This is a genomic window from Marinoscillum sp. (assembly GCF_965229915.1).
Classification (GTDB): Bacteria; Bacteroidota; Bacteroidia; order Cytophagales; family Cyclobacteriaceae; genus Marinoscillum.
This window is the reverse complement of the sequence record NZ_CBDDJZ010000001.1, coordinates 2722738-2738139: the sequence shown is the minus strand read 5'-3', so window position 1 is coordinate 2738139 and position 15402 is coordinate 2722738. Positions and strand designations below refer to the sequence as shown.

The window sequence follows — 15402 nt, the reverse complement described above, 5'->3', positions numbered from 1 at the left end:
TTCGTTTTGAATCTACCTAAAGGTGAAGGATACCACTAAAATATGCAAGAATTGTGGGTTTCAGTTAGAAACCACTCATCATTTCTGTCCTAATTGTGGACAAGAGCACAAAGAACGCGTCATTTATTTTAAGGAGTTCATTGTGGATTTTCTGGGAGATTATTTCACCTTCGATTCCAAGATCATTCGTAGTGTGGTACCATTACTAATTAAGCCGGGTTTTCTGACCAATGAATACCTGGATGGAAGAAGAGTCCGATACATTCCTCCTTTGCGGATGTATATCTTCATTAGTATTTTCTTTTTTCTCTTCCTCAGTGGTAGTAAAGAACCGATTCAGCTCGAGGGAGAAAACCTGGACGCAGCTTTCTTCGATGCGTATTTTGATATCTGGATGCCGAGACTGTTTTTCTTTCTTCTTCCGCTTTTTGCCTTTTTTACATACATCCTCTTTCGGCAGAAAGGACGGTTCTATTTGTCCTCCTTTATTTACTCAGTCCATTTTCACGCATTCGTTCTCTTGTTGTTTACCCTTTACATTCTCTTGACCACCTATGTCTTCGATTCCATGTATGGGGTAAATCAGCAACTATTGCTTGGCTGTATCGGGATCACGGAAATCTACCTGTTGCTTTCCCTTAAGCGGGTTTATGACAAAGGGTGGTTTGCTACCTGGTGGCGCCTGATCGTGCTTAACCTGTTTTACATATTTTCGGTAGCGGCTGTGTTCCTTGGGATCGCTGTGTTGATATATCAGACGCAGTATTAGGTGTATCTATTTGATTCCGGGTCTTGCCGGGAGTCCCAAAAACTTAAAATAAAAATGGCATCCTGCCGCACTGAGTAAATTATTTGAAAATGACTCATAAAAGTTCGTGCGCAGACATTCGGATAATCAGTCGGTAGACCTAAATGAGGGTGTTTTTTCAAGAGTCTCAGAACATACTTCAAATTACCAAGAATTTTTTTGGGATAAGTCGTTGATTGATTGTTCTTTTTCCAGTAATCAAGAGTTTCTTCCAATTCCTGAATAGCAGTTTGTGTCCAAACTATTCGCTTGACCATTGATTCATTTTGTCTTCGAAATCTTTCTCACTCAGTACCCTACCCTCATTTATATCTTTTAGAGAACTCTCAACACTTGATTTTTGGTGGGTAGTTAATCGGATGACTTCATCTGAACTCTCATCCAGAATAGATAAGATATCTTCGAGAAGTTCAAGGTCTTCACTTTCCTGAATTTTGCCAATGAGTCTTTCTTTGATTCGAGTCATAGTCTAAATGTAATGATAATTCGACATTGAACAAGAAACATTCTGAAGCTGATAAAAATTCTCAAACCCCTGTAACCTTCCTTTCCTTTTCAGGTAACTTATCCGAATTCACAAAAATCTAAACTGAATTAGAACTTGAGCGAAGCAAGTGACGAGCTGTTAATGATGACGGTGCAACGTGGGCAACTAGACATGCTCAATGCCCTGGTGATCCGCTATCAACAGCGTGTGTACAACTACTTTCTGAGGGCAACGATGGATGCGGCCGATAGTGCGGACCTGACTCAGAATACCTTCATCCGGGTGATGAAGTATCGGAAGTCGTACAAAGCCGGAAATAGTTTCGAGACGTGGCTGTTTCAGATCGCTCGCAACCAGGTGAAGGATCATTTTAAGAAAATGAAAGTACACTCTGATCGGTTCAATCCGGTAGAAGTGCTTCCAGAAAAGGAAGACCATCAAGATGAGCTACAATATGAACGCGAACAGACCTTGATGCTGGCCATGAAGCAACTGCCCGATGACAAACGGGAGCTGTTAGTGCTCAGCAAGTTTCAAGGCATGAAATACGAGCAGATTGCCGAGCTGAGGGAAACGTCAGTGAGCGCCATCAAAGTGCAGGTCCATCGTACCATCAAGCAGCTTAAGGAAATTTATTTTGAAATAGAAAAGAACCTCAACTGACCAGAGGATGAGACATATCACAGAAGAAGAAATTATTGAATACCTGGAAACAGGTGAGTTAGAACAGGAGCTAAGCCACCACTTGAACACCTGTGAAGACTGCAGTTCTGAGCTGGAACAGTACCAGCAGGTAATTAAAACGATGGATCAAATGGAAGAGGTACCAGTGCCTGATGCCGTCCAGTTTCAGGTCAGCACGGCTATTGCCGAGGAGGTCGCCAAAGAAAACCGATCAGGATCATTTGCCTGGTGGCAGGTAGCTGCCGCGGTGGCACTGCTGGTTTTGGGGTTTTCCATTGGTAAGTTTTCTGCAGATGATCAGTCTGAGGAGCTGGTGGCTTTGAAGGCACAGCTAGAGATACTGAAAGAAGTGTCCATGGTGAATGCACTGAATCCGGCATCTGCCAGTGAGCGCCTCCAGGTGGTCAACAGAATTGAATCAGAAAAACCTGTTTATAGTGAAAAATTATTGAGCTCATTATTCAAAACGCTGAATACCGATGAAAGTCCGAATGTGCGCTATGCGGCTGCACAAGCTCTGGTGCGCTTCATGGACCAGGAGACTGTGCGGACTCGGATGGCAGAATCCCTGGAAATTCAAACAGACCCATTGATTCAAATTTCACTGATCAGCATTCTAGCCGAGGCGCAAGAAAAACAGGCTGTGAAGCCGCTAAGACATTTGTTGGATCAGGAATCGACCAACCCAGAGGTGAAAAAGCAAGCGAAAATTGCTTTGGACATTCTCATCTAATAAAGCATTCAATTAGGCCAATTGGAATAGATCAAATTTTCAAAACTCAAAAGACAAACCGAAAAGACAATGAAAAAAATAACCATAATATCCGCGCTGATGTGCCTGACTTTTTTGGGCTTCAGCCAAATGGCTAAGGAATACAAGCTTTCTCCTAAAGGAGATGTGTCACAGACGACTATCGTCATTGAGAACCTGTATGCAGACGTGATCATAGAGGGTACGAGTGGTAGTGAGATTAGCATCGAAACTGATGACTATGAAGGGATTCCTGAAAAAGCAAAGGGACTCAAACCTCTGTCAGCTACTGGACCAGAAAATACAGGAATAGGCCTGAGTGTGCAGCAAGAAGGAAACCTCATCAAGATCTCTGGAGCCAGTAAAAAGGCGGACGGAGAGTATTACTTCAAAGTACCCAAGAATATCAAGCTCAAAGTGGATCTTAACTCCTGGCAAGGGGGAGACTTTTCAGCCACAGGACTATCCAACGAGGTGGAGGTAAAAACACAGAATGGGGACCTGGACCTTAAGAATATTACTGGTCCTTTAGTAGCCTATTCATTGAGTGGTGACATTGAGGTTGATTTTTCTACCATCAGTCAAGCTACCCCAACATCGATTACAACAACGAGCGGAGATGTGGATGTGACGCTTCCAGCCAGCACCAAGGGCAACTTTAAGCTAAGCTCCATCTCTGGTGAGATTTACACTGACATGGACTTCCAGTTTGGTAATGACGAAAAAATGAAACGACTGGGTGGAGGAATGTCTTCGGAAGCAACACTCAATGGAGGTGGGGTAGAAATCACTTTGAAAAGCATCAGCGGGGACGTGTACATCCGCAAGAAGTAAGAAACAAAAAATCTAAAATCATGAAAAATCTTTTAACTGCGCTGTTTGTAACAGCTACCTGGGTGGGATTTGCCCAGACCAAAGTGACCGAAAGAGCCACGGTCAGCGATCAGGACCTGCTGGAGTTGAAATTTGACTTTGCTGATGAAATCACTGTAAAGACCTGGGACAAACAGGAAGTTTATGTGGAAGTCAGCGTCTCAATCAACGATGGCGAATACGACCATATTTTCTCCCTGGAGAAGCGTGAAACTTCACGATCCATTACCATCGAAATGGATAAGGACATGTGGGACAAGATAGACCGCAAGGATAACAACTGCAGCTGGCAAACGGACCTCTACTATACAGTGTACATGCCTAAAAACATGAAGGTGGATGCATATACCATCAGTGGTGACTTTATCCTAACCAATTATCCACGAGACATGAAGTTGAAAACTATCTCCGGAGATATCGATATCTCTGTGCCTTCTACTGAGGGTATTGATTTCGATGCAAAAACCATCTCTGGAGAAATTTACTCAGATCTCAATATAGCCTACCCAGAAGGAAAAGACGGCTTGCGACAGATAGTGGGAATGAAGGTGAAAGGTAGAATCAATAATGGTGGAATCCCCATGGAGCTAGAAACAATCAGTGGAGATATTTTTCTGAGAAAAGGATAGGAACCATAATTTTCCAAGTCTGAACCCTGATGCTCATTTGGAGCTCAGGGTTTTTATGGTTTCCAAACAACGAGCTCATCATCCATCACATTACCTATGTAAACCTGGTTATGGAAAGGAATCGCGACGGTGGAGGCAGAAATCAACTCACCCTCATCTATAAAGACAGACTCAACAGAATAGTCGCCCTCCGCACGATAATCAATGATAATGATCTCTGATGGAGAATAACCCGCCTTACCTGAGGCGTATTTGGCGAAAGCCAGCAGGTTGGGATGACACCCAATCCAGAGTTTACCATTTGCATCAAATTCGATGTTGTCCACACCTGTTCCGGTATCAATATCTTCGATGAACTCCAGTTCGCCTGTTTCTTTTGGCTCAAACACCTTTACCAGAAACCCTCTTGGAGAAGCAACAAAGAGCAAGTTTCGGTCCGCATCGTAGTTGATGCCGTTAGCGTAAGCAATATCATCGGCAACTTTGGTATAGTTAGTGCCATCATAAAACCGAACATCCGAAAGCGCCAGACCCAGGTAATCTTCGGCTATTCGCCTCCAGCCATACCGATACTGGTGGTCATTAGTTACATAAAATTGATCTTCGTTGATGGCAATCAGGTCATTAGGGCTCACCAAGGCATCGTCCTCCAGGGTAAGTTCATGAACCAGAGTATCACCAAATAACTTGAAGACTTCTACTGTATGATTTCTCCTTGGGTGGTTGATTACCCAGAGCTTATAGACACCAGAGTCAATTTTGAGCATGGAGATACCATGAGGGAAAAATGGAAAATCTATCGCTCCCGATAGCAGCACAGGAGTTGCTTCAGGGTTCTTGAGATCGAGTTTGTACAGACCACCTTCTCGGTGACGCCCGTGAAACCGCGCCGCCCGATCGTCACTGCTGATGATCAGAAAGGAATCTTCTCTGGAAATTGCCAGGTCTTCGGCTCCTTTTACACCGATCATTCTGCTGATGTTCCCACTATAGCCTGGTTTTATTTCACGAAAAAACCCACCTGATATCAGTATGTGGAGCACTATACCTCCAACAATCAATAGGAGAACTCCGAATGCGATTGGGAACTTCTTCATGGCTATTTCGTCATGAAGTCGTCATAATCCAGCTCTACCACATCACCTAGCTGCCGTAGTTTATCCAGGTTGATGCGGCGTGAATCTCCCAATACGGTAATTGTATACGGCTTATCCTTGATTCGCTCGGCATAGAACTGATAGATGTCGTCCATCGATAACTCCGCGTAGGTATCAAACGCTTTCTTATTGGGGTCCTCATCAAAACCTCTAAGCTCCAGGTTGATCACCTGATCCGGGATATTTCTGAAATCCGGGTATTCAGTGACGGTCTCTAACTGCAGGTTTTTGCGTAAGGAAGGAATGCGTTCTGCTTTCTGCGGCATGTCTTCGATTAGTCCTTTCATCACGGCAATGGCATCAGTAGTTTTATCGGCCTGGCACCCAATATAGGTGAGCAAGCGAGCTTTTGACCCTTCTAAAGGAGCTGTTTGGTACCAGCCTCCTGCTGAGTAAGCAAGTGACCTGTATTCTCGGATTTCTTGTAAGACTAACCCAGAAAAACCACCTCCGAAGTACTGGTTAAAGGCCTGGTGATATGGATATTCCTCCCTGGTGACTGGAGGACCAGGCATATAAAAATACACCTGACTTTGTACCGCTTTTTTATTGTTTACAAAGAGTATTTGTGGTTTGCTCACCGGTTGCATCTCTCGCACCTGCATTTTGTTAGCGGTACCATTTTCAGCTAAGTCCAGATGCTTAATTAATAAATCTGCCAATTCAGAGGTATTTGTCTTTCCAGAGAAGATCACTTCCGCCTGGTAGTTTTTCATGATTGCCAGGAAATCGTTCTTCAGGTCCTCAGCATCCAGTTTTTTGATTTGCTTCTGTCCGAAGCGTTTGAGGTAATAGGACTCCTCTCCATACGAAGCATAATTGAGCAGAGCTACGCTCAAGGACTGTGGAGTGCGCTTTTCTAGTTTGCGTTCGGTCTTCTCACTGTTGTAAAGGACTTTTAGTGAATTATCATCTGGTTTGATATCGGTGAGCAAAATGTTGGCAAGTTTTAGTGCCTCTTCCAGATTGTTCTCGGTACCTGTGATCTCCACCACAAAATGATTCAGTCCGGCGTACACACTGTAGGTGCTACCAATGCTGGCGAATGCATTTTTAAGCTCATTCATGCTGTAGTCCCCGGCACCTGAGAGTGTGCCTATTGCTGCTACGTATTCCAGCTTTGGTTCGTTAATGGTTCCCTTTTTGAACCTTAGTTCCAGGTTGAACACATTGTTGATCGGGTTTTTAGAGACAATCAATTCATGACCGCCTGAGAGCTTCGTTCGCTCTACATCTTCTTCCAGATCGAGGAACTGTGGTTCAAATGGTCTGGCCGGAATCTCTTCAAAGGATTGGGCATAGGCCGATTCTTTTTCCTGCTCTGTTACCACCGGTTTGTAAGGGGGTTTGTCCAGTTTGTCTTTTTTAGGAAACCCGGTTCTGGAGATCATCTTCACACGATTGTCGCCCAGATAGGCATTGGCCACTCGCTGGATATCAGCTTTGGTAATATTTTGCACTGTTTCAGGATAAGCAAGTACTTCCTCCCAACTAAGCCCTGCGTTGAAAGCGCCTCCTATGAGCACACTTCTTTCTTCCAGGTCTTCCAGGCTTTCCTGAAAATTTCTGCTGATTTCATTTTTTGCTGCTTGCAAGAGTTCATCTGAAAAGTCTCCGGTTCGTACTCTTTCCAGTGCTGCCTCTATTTTCTTTTCGGCATTGCCAATACTCTGAATGAGGATTTTGGGAACAAAGAAGATCACAAATGCTCCGGCATCATTGTAGACTGAATTGAACGAGCCAGCATAGATCATTTCATTATTCAGCTCGATCTGATTGATAAAACCCGTTTCCCCTTCATTGTAGAGCAGGTATTCGCAGACATCCATGGCATATCGGTCTGGATGTCTGTAAGGAACAGTTTGGAAACCTAGGAATCCAGCCTTCACCGGGGTGATCCGCACTTTCTCTACTCGCTCACCTTTTATTGGTTGGGCTTGTGGTAGGTTCAGCACTGGTACTTCTCGAGCTTCCCAATCACCAAAACGTGCTTCGATGCTGGGCTTTACTTCTTCCTTATCAAAGTTGCCGCTTAGGATCAATGCCATATTACCCGGCACATAGTTCTTCTCATAGAAGTCGTACATTTTAGTAAGGGATGGATTTTTCAGGTGATCTGTTGTACCCAAAACGGACCACTGACCATAGGGAAGGTTAGGAAAGATCAGCGACTCCATTTTTTCGAACACCCGCCTTTCGAAGCTGTCCTCAGCACGATTCTTTTCTTCGTAAACTACCTCAAGCTCCGACTGAAAGGAGCGAAAAATGGGTCGCTCAAACCTTTCGGCATACAGGTCCAACCACTTATCGATCTCATGCGGAGGGAAATAATTGTGGTAGTAAGTCATCTCATAGTTGGTGAAGGCATTCACCCCTGTGCTACCAATGCTTTTGAGCAACTTATCAAATTCATTGGGCAAACCATAAGTAGATGCAGCGATGGATTGCTTGTTGATTTCTTGCTGGATCGCAGACTTGCGCTCAGGAGTACTTGCATCAGCCAGCTGTTCATACAGCAAGTTAATTGAGTCCAGGTGAGGCTTCTCAGAGGAGAAATCCCATGTGCCCATTCGATCGGTACCCTTAAAAAGCATATGCTCTAGATAATGTGCCATGCCCGTTGCTGTTGGGTCTTCATTTTTAGCTCCAGCGTTGACCATCACCGCCCCAAAGACCTTGGTAGTTGTACTGTCAGGATTGAGAAATACAGTTAGACCATTGGTGAGTTGATAGGACTCTACCTGCAGCAAGTCATTTTTTTGAGCAAAGACGGAGGAACATCCTACCATCAGCAATAAGGCGATTAATTTTTTCATGCGTTGATTGGACAATTTTGATAATGGAAAGATAGCGGATTGACCGGATTAGTCGAAGGTCGTCCATAAGACATTGGTTTTTAAACCGACAAACAAATAAATTGAATAACGTAAACTCCAGTAAAAATCTCATGGCCCCATTAGATCTGTTAAAAGCAGTTGAATCATTGAAGGATGTACCTACCGAGCAACTGCAGTGGCTGCTCGATGAAGGTCAGATAGTGACCTATCAGGAAGGTGACCACTTGTTCAAACCTGGAGATCCGATTGACAAGCTGCTTATATTGCTAGAGGGCAATGTGGTGCTTAAATCCAAGCAAGGAAACCAGTTTCGAGTCATTGGCAATTTTGTACCTGGAAGTATCTCTGGTTACTTACCATATTCTCGGGCAGATGTGGCCAACGGGTATGCACAAGTCATGCAGGAAGCCAGAGTGCTGATTTTGCCGAAGAGCCGATTTCACGACATGATCACTCAGCAGGAAGAGTTGACGACTGCTTTGGTTCATGTCATGAGCTCCCGGATTCGTCAGTTTACCAAAGCTCAGCAGCAGAATGATAAAATGATGGCATTGGGAAAACTGTCTGCCGGACTGGCTCATGAGCTCAATAACCCATCTGCGGCCATCGTCCGAAGTGCTCAATCACTTTCATCCCACTTAAAACTCTTGCCAGAAGGCTTCAAACGCGTCATCAAAATTGACATGACCGATGAGCAAGTGGATGCGGTAAATGAGATGCTTTTTGCAAAGCTTGAGCATCCAAAACCCAAACTATCGATGATGGAGCGTTCCTCACTGGAGGATGATTTGCTGGACTGGTTGGAGGAGAATGAAATAGACCATGCTGAGTCGCTGACAGATACATTGGTCACTTTTGGATTCAACAGTGATGATCTGGATGATCTAACGAATTATGTACAGGATAAAGACCTGGGACCCATCCTCAACTGGCTGGATCAGGTGCTGACTACAGAGCTTTTGGTTTCGGAAATTGAGGAGGCTTCAGGAAGGATCAACACACTGGTCACTTCCGTGAAAAGCTATACACACATGGACCAGGCACCGGAGAAAAAGCCCGTGGATTTGCACGAAGGAATCGAGAACACCCTGAACATGCTCGGCCACAAGCTGCGCAAGGCTAATATTTCAGTTGAAAAGGAATTTTCCCCGAACCTGGCCAAACCACGAATCCTGGTCAGTGAGATGAACCAGGTATGGACGAATCTTATTGACAATGCCATTGATGCCATGGAAAATGCTGAATCCAGAAAGCTCCTGATTAAAACCGTACAAGACAAAGAATTCATTAATGTGATCATTAAAGATTCTGGATCGGGAATTCCCGAGGATATTCAAGATCAGATATTTGATCCGTTTTTCACTACCAAAGACATTGGCAAAGGCACTGGCCTGGGTTTGGAAGTGGTTCACCAGATAGTAACTACACAGCACAATGGTGCCATTACCTTTGAATCCAATGCATCCGGCACAGCGTTTAAAGTTTGTCTTCCTATCACCTAACCGACAAGTATAATCAATGAAACAACCCATCATATTTCTTCTCGACGATGACCCTGCGGTACTCAATGCTGTCAAACGAGATGTCCGTTCGGAGTATCGGAGTGACTATAAAATCATGGCCACTGATTCAGCCAGTGAAGCCCTGGAGGCCCTAAAGGAGTTAAAAAATAAAGGTGAAACCATCGCACTATTTATCTCTGATCAGCGGATGCCAGAAATGCTTGGTGTAGAATTCTTGGAGCGGGCAAGGACATTTTATCCTGAAGCGAAGCGGATTTTGTTGACAGCTTACTCTGATACGGATGCAGCCATACGGGCAATTAATGAAGTACAGTTAGATTATTATTTACTCAAACCCTGGGACCCACCGCAAGAGAAAATGTATCCAGTCCTCAACGATCAGCTGGATGAATGGCAGAGCACTTTCAAACCTGATTTTGATGGGATTAAGATTTTGGGGTATCAATGGTCACCGAACTCTCACGCCATTAAGGACTTTCTCAGTGGTAACTTGATTCCTTATCAATGGCTGGATGTAGAAACTTCAGAAGACGCTAAAAACCTTCTTCAAATCAACCACATAGATTCTAAATCGCTTCCTACTGTATTTTTTGAAGATGGATCTTTTCTGACTAAACCCACAATAGCTGAGGTGGGAAGCAAAACCGGGATGAATGTGCAGGCGAGCAAAACCATGTATGACGTGACGATCATTGGTGCTGGTCCGGCAGGATTGGCAGCTGCAGTATACGGTGGTTCTGAAGGGTTGAATTCACTTTTGATTGAGAAGCGAGCGCCTGGAGGTCAGGCTGGGACCAGCTCAAGAATAGAAAATTATTTGGGATTTCCGAAAGGATTAAGTGGCTCGGATCTTTCCAGAAGAGCGATCAGCCAAGCCTCCCGGTTTGGAGTGGAGTTTCTCTCTCCACAGGAAGTAAAGGCTATTTCTTTGAAGGATAACTACAAACTGATTCAACTAGCTGATGGATCGGAGATCAACAGTAAGAGTGTGATCATCACCACCGGGGTAGATTATAAAAAGCACCCAGCCGAGGGCATAGATGACTTTACCGGAGCAGGCGTTTACTACGGGGCAGCCACCACAGAGGCCAATGCCTGCATGAACGAAGAGGTCTACATTGTGGGAGGCGGAAATAGTGCTGGTCAAGGGGCAATGTATTTGTCGCAATTTGCCAGGGCAGTTTACATCGTTATTCGAAAGCCAGATCTGAGCTCGAGTATGTCACAGTATCTGATCGATCAGATTGAACAAACGCCGAATATTCAAGTGCTGGGTCACACGGAAGTCACCAAAGTGGCCGGAAAGGAACGGCTGGAAAGGCTAACGCTGAAGACCAACGGAACGGAAAAGGAAGTTCCGGCTGGAGCACTGTTCATATTTATTGGTGCTAAGCCCATTACTGATTGGTTGGATATGTCGCTGATTAAAGATGGAAAAGGATTTATTGAAACTGGCAATGCGCTCATGCGCTATCCTAACTTCAAGAAAGTATGGAAACTGGAGCGTGAGCCATTTCTTTTGGAAACGTGCGTCCCGGGCATTTTTGCAGCGGGAGATGTACGTGCCGGAGCGATGAACAGAGTGGCCTCTGCTGTAGGTGAAGGCTCCATGGCTATCAAGTTTGTTCATGAATATTTAGCTGAAAACTAACCGGAAATACTATGTTGACTACAAAAGCCTGTTCGCACCTCGAAAACTTTGAGGTATCACATGAGGCAAGAGCTTACGAATGTGAGGAGTGTATCAAATCAGGAGATCGCTGGGTGCATCTGCGTACCTGTCAGACCTGTGGAGTGACACTCTGTTGTGACTCATCACCCAATAAGCACGCTACGTCGCACTTTCATGAAACAGGGCATCCCGTAGTGATTTCAGCAGAGCCTGGTGAAGAATGGGCCTGGTGCTATGCAGATGAGTCATTTAAAGAATACTGAGATGCAGTTTGATCTGGAAAAGTCTATTGAGATACTCGAACGGACCCCTCAAGTACTTCATACTCTGCTTTCTGGGCTGTCTGCAGAATGGACGATGAGTAACGAAGGACTGGAGACCTGGAGTCCGTTTGATGTGGTGGGGCACCTGATCCATGGAGAAAAGACCGACTGGATTCCCAGAATGCAGTTGATACTGGCAGGAAGTCAAGAGCCTTTTCCGGTCTTTGATCGGTTTGCGCAATTTGAGGAAAGCGCTGGAAAAACTATGCAGGAGTTGCTCCAAGGCTTCAGCCAGTTGCGAGAAGAAAATATAAACACGCTAAAGGCTAGCCAACTATCGGCATTGGATCTGGAGATGGTGGGGATTCATCCAGAGTTCGGAGAGATCACCTTAAAACAACTATTGGCTACCTGGACAGTACATGACCTGGGACACATTCATCAGATTTCGCGAGTGATGGCCAGACAGTATCGGGAAGCAGTAGGACCGTGGATTCAGTATTTAGGAGTTTTGGCTAATCGTTCATAGCCAGGCGATAAGTGTAGTCCATTACTAACTGATCGTCCTCCATATCCAAGCTCATGGTGATGTTGCCGCAATTATTAATGCTGATTTTTTCTGCTTCTTTTGAAGTATGTAAGGGCACCAATAGTTCCCACTGATTATCCACTAGTTTCATAAGCGTTAGTTGGTGAGATGTGTCTTTTTTAGCTTCTTCTCGTCCATCTACGACCTCTTTGACGATCAAATTGGAAGAGAACTTAACTCCTAGCTGCGGATTGGTAGTTATTCCTAAAGAAGTCGGCGTTTCATCATCGGCTGTAATGGATAACATCAATGGTTCTTCCAGAGAGACCTCAAAGTTGTTATAGGACAGTCGAGAAATTTCTAGATTGACTACTTCAGATTGTGGTTCGGTTTTAGTGCTGCAGCTCATTACCACGATCAATATGAGGACGGTACAGTTTAGTTTCATATATGGAAGATACAAAAAACCCCTGACGAGGCAGAGCTTGTCAGGGTTAACCGAAGGAGATGTCCTTTTATTGGTTATCGGCTTTTTCAATTTTGCGGGTAACGAAAAACCCTGTGATCAGGCCAAACCCTCCAAAGACGAACACGCTTGACATGATATATACTTCGCTATATCTTAGTTCACCAAAGGACTCTACTGCTACCCATCCAGTAAATATTCCAATCCCAATTCCAACAAATAGTAGCGCAATGTTCAGAATGAACTTGGCAATCGAGAATTTGGTGCCTTTGCGCTCAAACAAAGTGGCGTCCGCTCCTTTTTCGATTAGTGAAAGGCGTTCTTTGTTTCTAGTAGTTAGGAATACATAGGCAATTCCGAAGATCGTTGCGAAAAGTGCCAGGAATACAATCATTGGTTCCATATTAGTCGATTTAGTTTTTCGTGATTTGCCCTTATTGACTACACGGTTTGGAGATCGGTTACAACATTTAGAAAAAAACTGTAACCGCTTCGTACATTAGGTAGTCTAAGTACTATAAATGCACCAACCTGACGACACCTATTTGATTGAGCAAATCCTGGCCGGAAACCACCGTGCCTTTGGTGAGCTCGTGGATAAGTACCAGGTGCAGGTGTATAACTTCGCGCTGAAAATCTTACGTCAGGAGGAGGAAGCACATGAAGTGACTCAGGATACCTTCATGAAGGTGTTTCGTTCGTTGAGCACCTTTAGGAATGAATCCAAGCTGTCTACCTGGATGCTGCGCATAGCATATTATGCATGCATGACGAGGTTGCGAAAAGTCAAGCCGTCTTTAGTGGATATTGACAAGCATTCCGGACAGTTTGAAGACAACACCGTGCATGAACAGACAGAACTTTCAGATATGCGGGCTGTCCTGAACCAGGCCATGAAGGGGTTGTCAGATGATGAAAAAGGGATTGTGACATTATTTTATTACAATGAACAATCCATCAAAGAAATCATGGAGATCACAGGGCTGACAGATTCCAATGTGAAGATTATCTTGCACAGGTCTCGTAAGAAATTGAACAAAGAACTAACCCGAATGGGTATAACCGAGTGGGTATCATGAAAAATCAATTGAATTCAGAGGACCAGTTTTTAAATGAGCTTTTCCAACAGTCAGCTACCACTCCAAAAGGTAGCCTGAAAGAAGAGATCATGCGCTCTATTGAAGCTCGTCCTGCGTTTGAGTATGAGCCAGTGATCAGTAAAAAAGCCTGGAGGGTCATTTACTCCGTTTTTCTATCCACAATTGGTTACTTACTGTTTGCTTATAAAGGAGAAGGAGGCAAGCCCTATTTCGATCTGGACATCCCGACCCTCGATTTTAGTGCGTTATCAGAATGGTCCACCAAAATGACCAATGCCTTTAATGGATTTTCGCTTCAGCTTCCAGAGGTTTCTTCCATACTGGTGGCATCTTTGGGTGTAATTCTTTTGACGGGAGTGGCTTTTGTGGTCAGCTATAAGAATAAGGTGATGCACAATCTGCATTGATTTTCGCGTATCGACTTCACTGGTTACCCTACAAAATCACCATTTCCAACCACAGAGCACTCGAAGAGATCAGAGTTTGAGAGGTTCATCTCTCTATGAAATCTAACTCTGCTCATTGAGACCTACTGTCACTATCACATTTTTGGAGAAAAAGAGAAATCGAGAATGCTTTATGCTCATGGATAGCGTTCTGCGGGCTTGAGATTTTCACTTGAACTGATTTGAAATCGATCCATTCCAGACCTTTAACATTTCATTAACAGCCTTTCGGCACACACCTTCGTTTAGCTGGTAAACCAAAACCAAACTAAATGAAACCTATTTTGATTTTGGCCATGTTTTGCATGGCATCACTTCTTTATGCCCAGTCAGCAGCAACTTATGTGAACCAGCGTGACGAGACGCACCTCTGCGGCCCCATTACCATTTCAGATTTAGAAGCCCATGGCGATTGGTTCCATGAGTCTTACAATGACTGCACCACTGAGTTGACCAATTACAAATGGAAAAAGAGCTTAAAAGACACGGAAGTTGATATTTACCTCGGCACCTGGTGTGGTGACAGCAAGTACTGGGTACCGAAGTTTTTGCATTTGTGGGATGATCTTGGTCTTGATCGTAATCAGCTGAATTTCATTGCGCTTTATGATGGTCAGGAAAAGTACAAGCAAGGCCCAAATAATGAAGAAGCAGGTTTGGATATCCATCGTGTCCCCACATTTATTTTTAAGGAAAACAATAAGGAATATGCCCGAATCGTGGAGTTTCCTGCCTCTGATCTAGTCACCGATGTAGCACAAATAGCACTAGGCTATCCTCCAGAACCAAGCTACAGAGCGGCCACTTATTTACAGAGTGTACTGAATGAGATGTCAAGTGAAGACCTGTACAAGGATGTGAACGCCCACTTTCAAAAAGTATATAAAGTGGTAGGCAAAAGCTCTGAGCTCAATACGCTGGGTTATGTGTACTTACGGTCGGGCCGTACAGAGGAGGCATTGGTGGCTTTTCACTTCAACACTTACATTTATCGCCATGACCCAAATGTCTATGACAGCTATGGTGAAGCACTGATGGTGGCTGGAGATACTACCAACGCCATTGCTAACTATGAAAAAGTGCTGGAGCTGGACCCTGATAACGAAAACGCCAAGAAGCAACTCGGCTTACTGGGTGAATAATCTAATGTGAAACAAAAAACCCTGACGCTCATTGC

At 44.3% G+C, this 15402-nt stretch carries 18 protein-coding genes; 12 read left to right on the top strand and 6 right to left on the bottom strand.

Features of this window, described 5'->3' with window-relative positions:
- Nucleotides 1–22 precede the first annotated feature (22 nt).
- A complete protein-coding gene (locus tag ACO067_RS11690) occupies nucleotides 23–769 on the top strand; it encodes a DUF3667 domain-containing protein (protein WP_421874274.1) in 747 nt (248 codons plus the stop codon).
- Here ACO067_RS11690 and ACO067_RS11685 read toward each other — a convergent pair.
- Both ACO067_RS11685 and ACO067_RS11680 read right to left on the bottom strand, forming a co-directional pair.
- Nucleotides 766–1065, bottom strand: a complete 300-nt coding sequence (locus ACO067_RS11685) for a type II toxin-antitoxin system RelE/ParE family toxin (protein ID WP_421874271.1) — start codon at nucleotides 1063–1065, stop codon at nucleotides 766–768. The two genes, ACO067_RS11690 and ACO067_RS11685, sit on opposite strands and share 4 nt — an antisense overlap.
- The gene (locus ACO067_RS11680; RefSeq protein WP_421874269.1) at nucleotides 1050–1274 is read right to left on the bottom strand and encodes a hypothetical protein; all 225 of its coding nucleotides are present in this window, start codon (nucleotides 1272–1274) and stop codon (nucleotides 1050–1052) included. Before ACO067_RS11680 ends, ACO067_RS11685 begins: the two co-directional genes overlap by 16 nt.
- 135 nt (nucleotides 1275–1409) lie before the next feature.
- Between ACO067_RS11680 and ACO067_RS11675 the strand changes: the two genes are divergently transcribed.
- The 4 genes from ACO067_RS11675 to ACO067_RS11660 all read left to right on the top strand — a co-directional run bounded on the left by ACO067_RS11675 (nucleotide 1410) and on the right by ACO067_RS11660 (nucleotide 4232).
- Nucleotides 1410–1958: an RNA polymerase sigma factor gene (locus tag ACO067_RS11675; protein ID WP_421874267.1), complete on the top strand. Its 549-nt coding sequence runs from the start codon at nucleotides 1410–1412 to the stop codon at nucleotides 1956–1958.
- A gap of 7 nt (nucleotides 1959–1965) precedes the next feature.
- Entirely contained in the window at nucleotides 1966–2712 is a 747-nt protein-coding gene (locus tag ACO067_RS11670; protein ID WP_421874265.1) for a hypothetical protein, read from the top strand.
- A gap of 69 nt (nucleotides 2713–2781) precedes the next feature.
- A complete protein-coding gene (locus ACO067_RS11665; RefSeq protein ID WP_421874263.1) occupies nucleotides 2782–3564 on the top strand; it encodes a DUF4097 family beta strand repeat-containing protein in 783 nt (260 codons plus the stop codon).
- Between the two features lie 20 nt (nucleotides 3565–3584).
- Complete coding sequence (locus tag ACO067_RS11660) at nucleotides 3585–4232, top strand: DUF4097 family beta strand repeat-containing protein (RefSeq protein WP_421874261.1); 648 nt, start codon at nucleotides 3585–3587, stop codon at nucleotides 4230–4232.
- Between the two features lie 53 nt (nucleotides 4233–4285).
- Here ACO067_RS11660 and ACO067_RS11655 read toward each other — a convergent pair whose 3' ends face one another.
- The gene (locus ACO067_RS11655) at nucleotides 4286–5329 is read right to left on the bottom strand and encodes a hypothetical protein (protein WP_421874259.1); all 1044 of its coding nucleotides are present in this window, start codon (nucleotides 5327–5329) and stop codon (nucleotides 4286–4288) included.
- Between the two features lie 2 nt (nucleotides 5330–5331).
- On the bottom strand, nucleotides 5332–8205 hold the full coding sequence (locus tag ACO067_RS11650; protein ID WP_421874257.1) for a M16 family metallopeptidase: 2874 nt from the start codon (nucleotides 8203–8205) through the stop codon (nucleotides 5332–5334).
- A gap of 131 nt (nucleotides 8206–8336) precedes the next feature.
- On the opposite strand from ACO067_RS11650, the gene ACO067_RS11645 reads away from it, so the two are divergent.
- From ACO067_RS11645 to ACO067_RS11630, 4 genes are read left to right on the top strand one after another with little or no spacing between them, the layout of a single operon-like run.
- Entirely contained in the window at nucleotides 8337–9728 is a 1392-nt protein-coding gene (locus ACO067_RS11645) for an ATP-binding protein (protein WP_421874255.1), read from the top strand.
- A 16-nt stretch (nucleotides 9729–9744) separates the two neighbouring features.
- Nucleotides 9745–11400, top strand: coding sequence for an FAD-dependent oxidoreductase (locus tag ACO067_RS11640; RefSeq protein WP_421874253.1), 1656 nt, complete (start codon nucleotides 9745–9747; stop codon nucleotides 11398–11400).
- A gap of 11 nt (nucleotides 11401–11411) precedes the next feature.
- Nucleotides 11412–11684 carry a UBP-type zinc finger domain-containing protein gene (locus tag ACO067_RS11635; RefSeq protein WP_421874251.1) on the top strand — a complete coding sequence of 91 codons (273 nt, stop codon included), beginning with the start codon at nucleotides 11412–11414 and terminating at the stop codon, nucleotides 11682–11684.
- Nucleotides 11662–12213, top strand: a complete 552-nt coding sequence (locus ACO067_RS11630; RefSeq protein ID WP_421874249.1) for a DinB family protein — start codon at nucleotides 11662–11664, stop codon at nucleotides 12211–12213. Before ACO067_RS11635 ends, ACO067_RS11630 begins: the two co-directional genes overlap by 23 nt.
- Here the strand turns inward: ACO067_RS11630 and ACO067_RS11625 are convergent.
- A complete protein-coding gene (locus tag ACO067_RS11625) occupies nucleotides 12200–12661 on the bottom strand; it encodes a hypothetical protein (RefSeq protein WP_421874247.1) in 462 nt (153 codons plus the stop codon). The genes ACO067_RS11630 and ACO067_RS11625 overlap by 14 nt on opposite strands.
- Nucleotides 12662–12728: 67 nt before the next feature.
- The gene (locus ACO067_RS11620) at nucleotides 12729–13082 is read right to left on the bottom strand and encodes a DUF6249 domain-containing protein (RefSeq protein ID WP_421874245.1); all 354 of its coding nucleotides are present in this window, start codon (nucleotides 13080–13082) and stop codon (nucleotides 12729–12731) included.
- A 118-nt stretch (nucleotides 13083–13200) separates the two neighbouring features.
- On the opposite strand from ACO067_RS11620, the gene ACO067_RS11615 reads away from it, so the two are divergent.
- The 3 genes from ACO067_RS11615 to ACO067_RS11605 all read left to right on the top strand — a co-directional run bounded on the left by ACO067_RS11615 (nucleotide 13201) and on the right by ACO067_RS11605 (nucleotide 15367).
- Nucleotides 13201–13758, top strand: a complete 558-nt coding sequence (locus ACO067_RS11615) for an RNA polymerase sigma factor (RefSeq protein ID WP_421874243.1) — start codon at nucleotides 13201–13203, stop codon at nucleotides 13756–13758.
- Nucleotides 13755–14186, top strand: a complete 432-nt coding sequence (locus ACO067_RS11610; protein WP_421874241.1) for a hypothetical protein — start codon at nucleotides 13755–13757, stop codon at nucleotides 14184–14186. Before ACO067_RS11615 ends, ACO067_RS11610 begins: the two co-directional genes overlap by 4 nt.
- 311 nt (nucleotides 14187–14497) lie before the next feature.
- The gene (locus ACO067_RS11605) at nucleotides 14498–15367 is read left to right on the top strand and encodes a tetratricopeptide repeat protein (protein WP_421874238.1); all 870 of its coding nucleotides are present in this window, start codon (nucleotides 14498–14500) and stop codon (nucleotides 15365–15367) included.
- Nucleotides 15368–15402: the final 35 nt, after the last annotated feature.

Coding starts and splice junctions, on each gene's coding strand:
- ACO067_RS11650 (WP_421874257.1), bottom strand. CDS start 8,205: ATGAAAAAATTAATCGCCTTATTGCTGATGGTAGGATGTTCCTCCGTC.
- ACO067_RS11655 (WP_421874259.1), bottom strand. CDS start 5,329: ATGAAGAAGTTCCCAATCGCATTCGGAGTTCTCCTATTGATTGTTGGA.
- ACO067_RS11625 (WP_421874247.1), bottom strand. CDS start 12,661: ATGAAACTAAACTGTACCGTCCTCATATTGATCGTGGTAATGAGCTGC.
- ACO067_RS11605 (WP_421874238.1), top strand. CDS start 14,498: ATGAAACCTATTTTGATTTTGGCCATGTTTTGCATGGCATCACTTCTT.
- ACO067_RS11640 (WP_421874253.1), top strand. CDS start 9,745: ATGAAACAACCCATCATATTTCTTCTCGACGATGACCCTGCGGTACTC.
- ACO067_RS11620 (WP_421874245.1), bottom strand. CDS start 13,082: ATGGAACCAATGATTGTATTCCTGGCACTTTTCGCAACGATCTTCGGA.
- ACO067_RS11680 (WP_421874269.1), bottom strand. CDS start 1,274: ATGACTCGAATCAAAGAAAGACTCATTGGCAAAATTCAGGAAAGTGAA.
- ACO067_RS11665 (WP_421874263.1), top strand. CDS start 2,782: ATGAAAAAAATAACCATAATATCCGCGCTGATGTGCCTGACTTTTTTG.
- ACO067_RS11670 (WP_421874265.1), top strand. CDS start 1,966: ATGAGACATATCACAGAAGAAGAAATTATTGAATACCTGGAAACAGGT.
- ACO067_RS11635 (WP_421874251.1), top strand. CDS start 11,412: ATGTTGACTACAAAAGCCTGTTCGCACCTCGAAAACTTTGAGGTATCA.
- ACO067_RS11645 (WP_421874255.1), top strand. CDS start 8,337: ATGGCCCCATTAGATCTGTTAAAAGCAGTTGAATCATTGAAGGATGTA.
- ACO067_RS11660 (WP_421874261.1), top strand. CDS start 3,585: ATGAAAAATCTTTTAACTGCGCTGTTTGTAACAGCTACCTGGGTGGGA.
- ACO067_RS11685 (WP_421874271.1), bottom strand. CDS start 1,065: ATGGTCAAGCGAATAGTTTGGACACAAACTGCTATTCAGGAATTGGAA.
- ACO067_RS11630 (WP_421874249.1), top strand. CDS start 11,662: ATGAGTCATTTAAAGAATACTGAGATGCAGTTTGATCTGGAAAAGTCT.
- ACO067_RS11615 (WP_421874243.1), top strand. CDS start 13,201: ATGCACCAACCTGACGACACCTATTTGATTGAGCAAATCCTGGCCGGA.
- ACO067_RS11610 (WP_421874241.1), top strand. CDS start 13,755: ATGAAAAATCAATTGAATTCAGAGGACCAGTTTTTAAATGAGCTTTTC.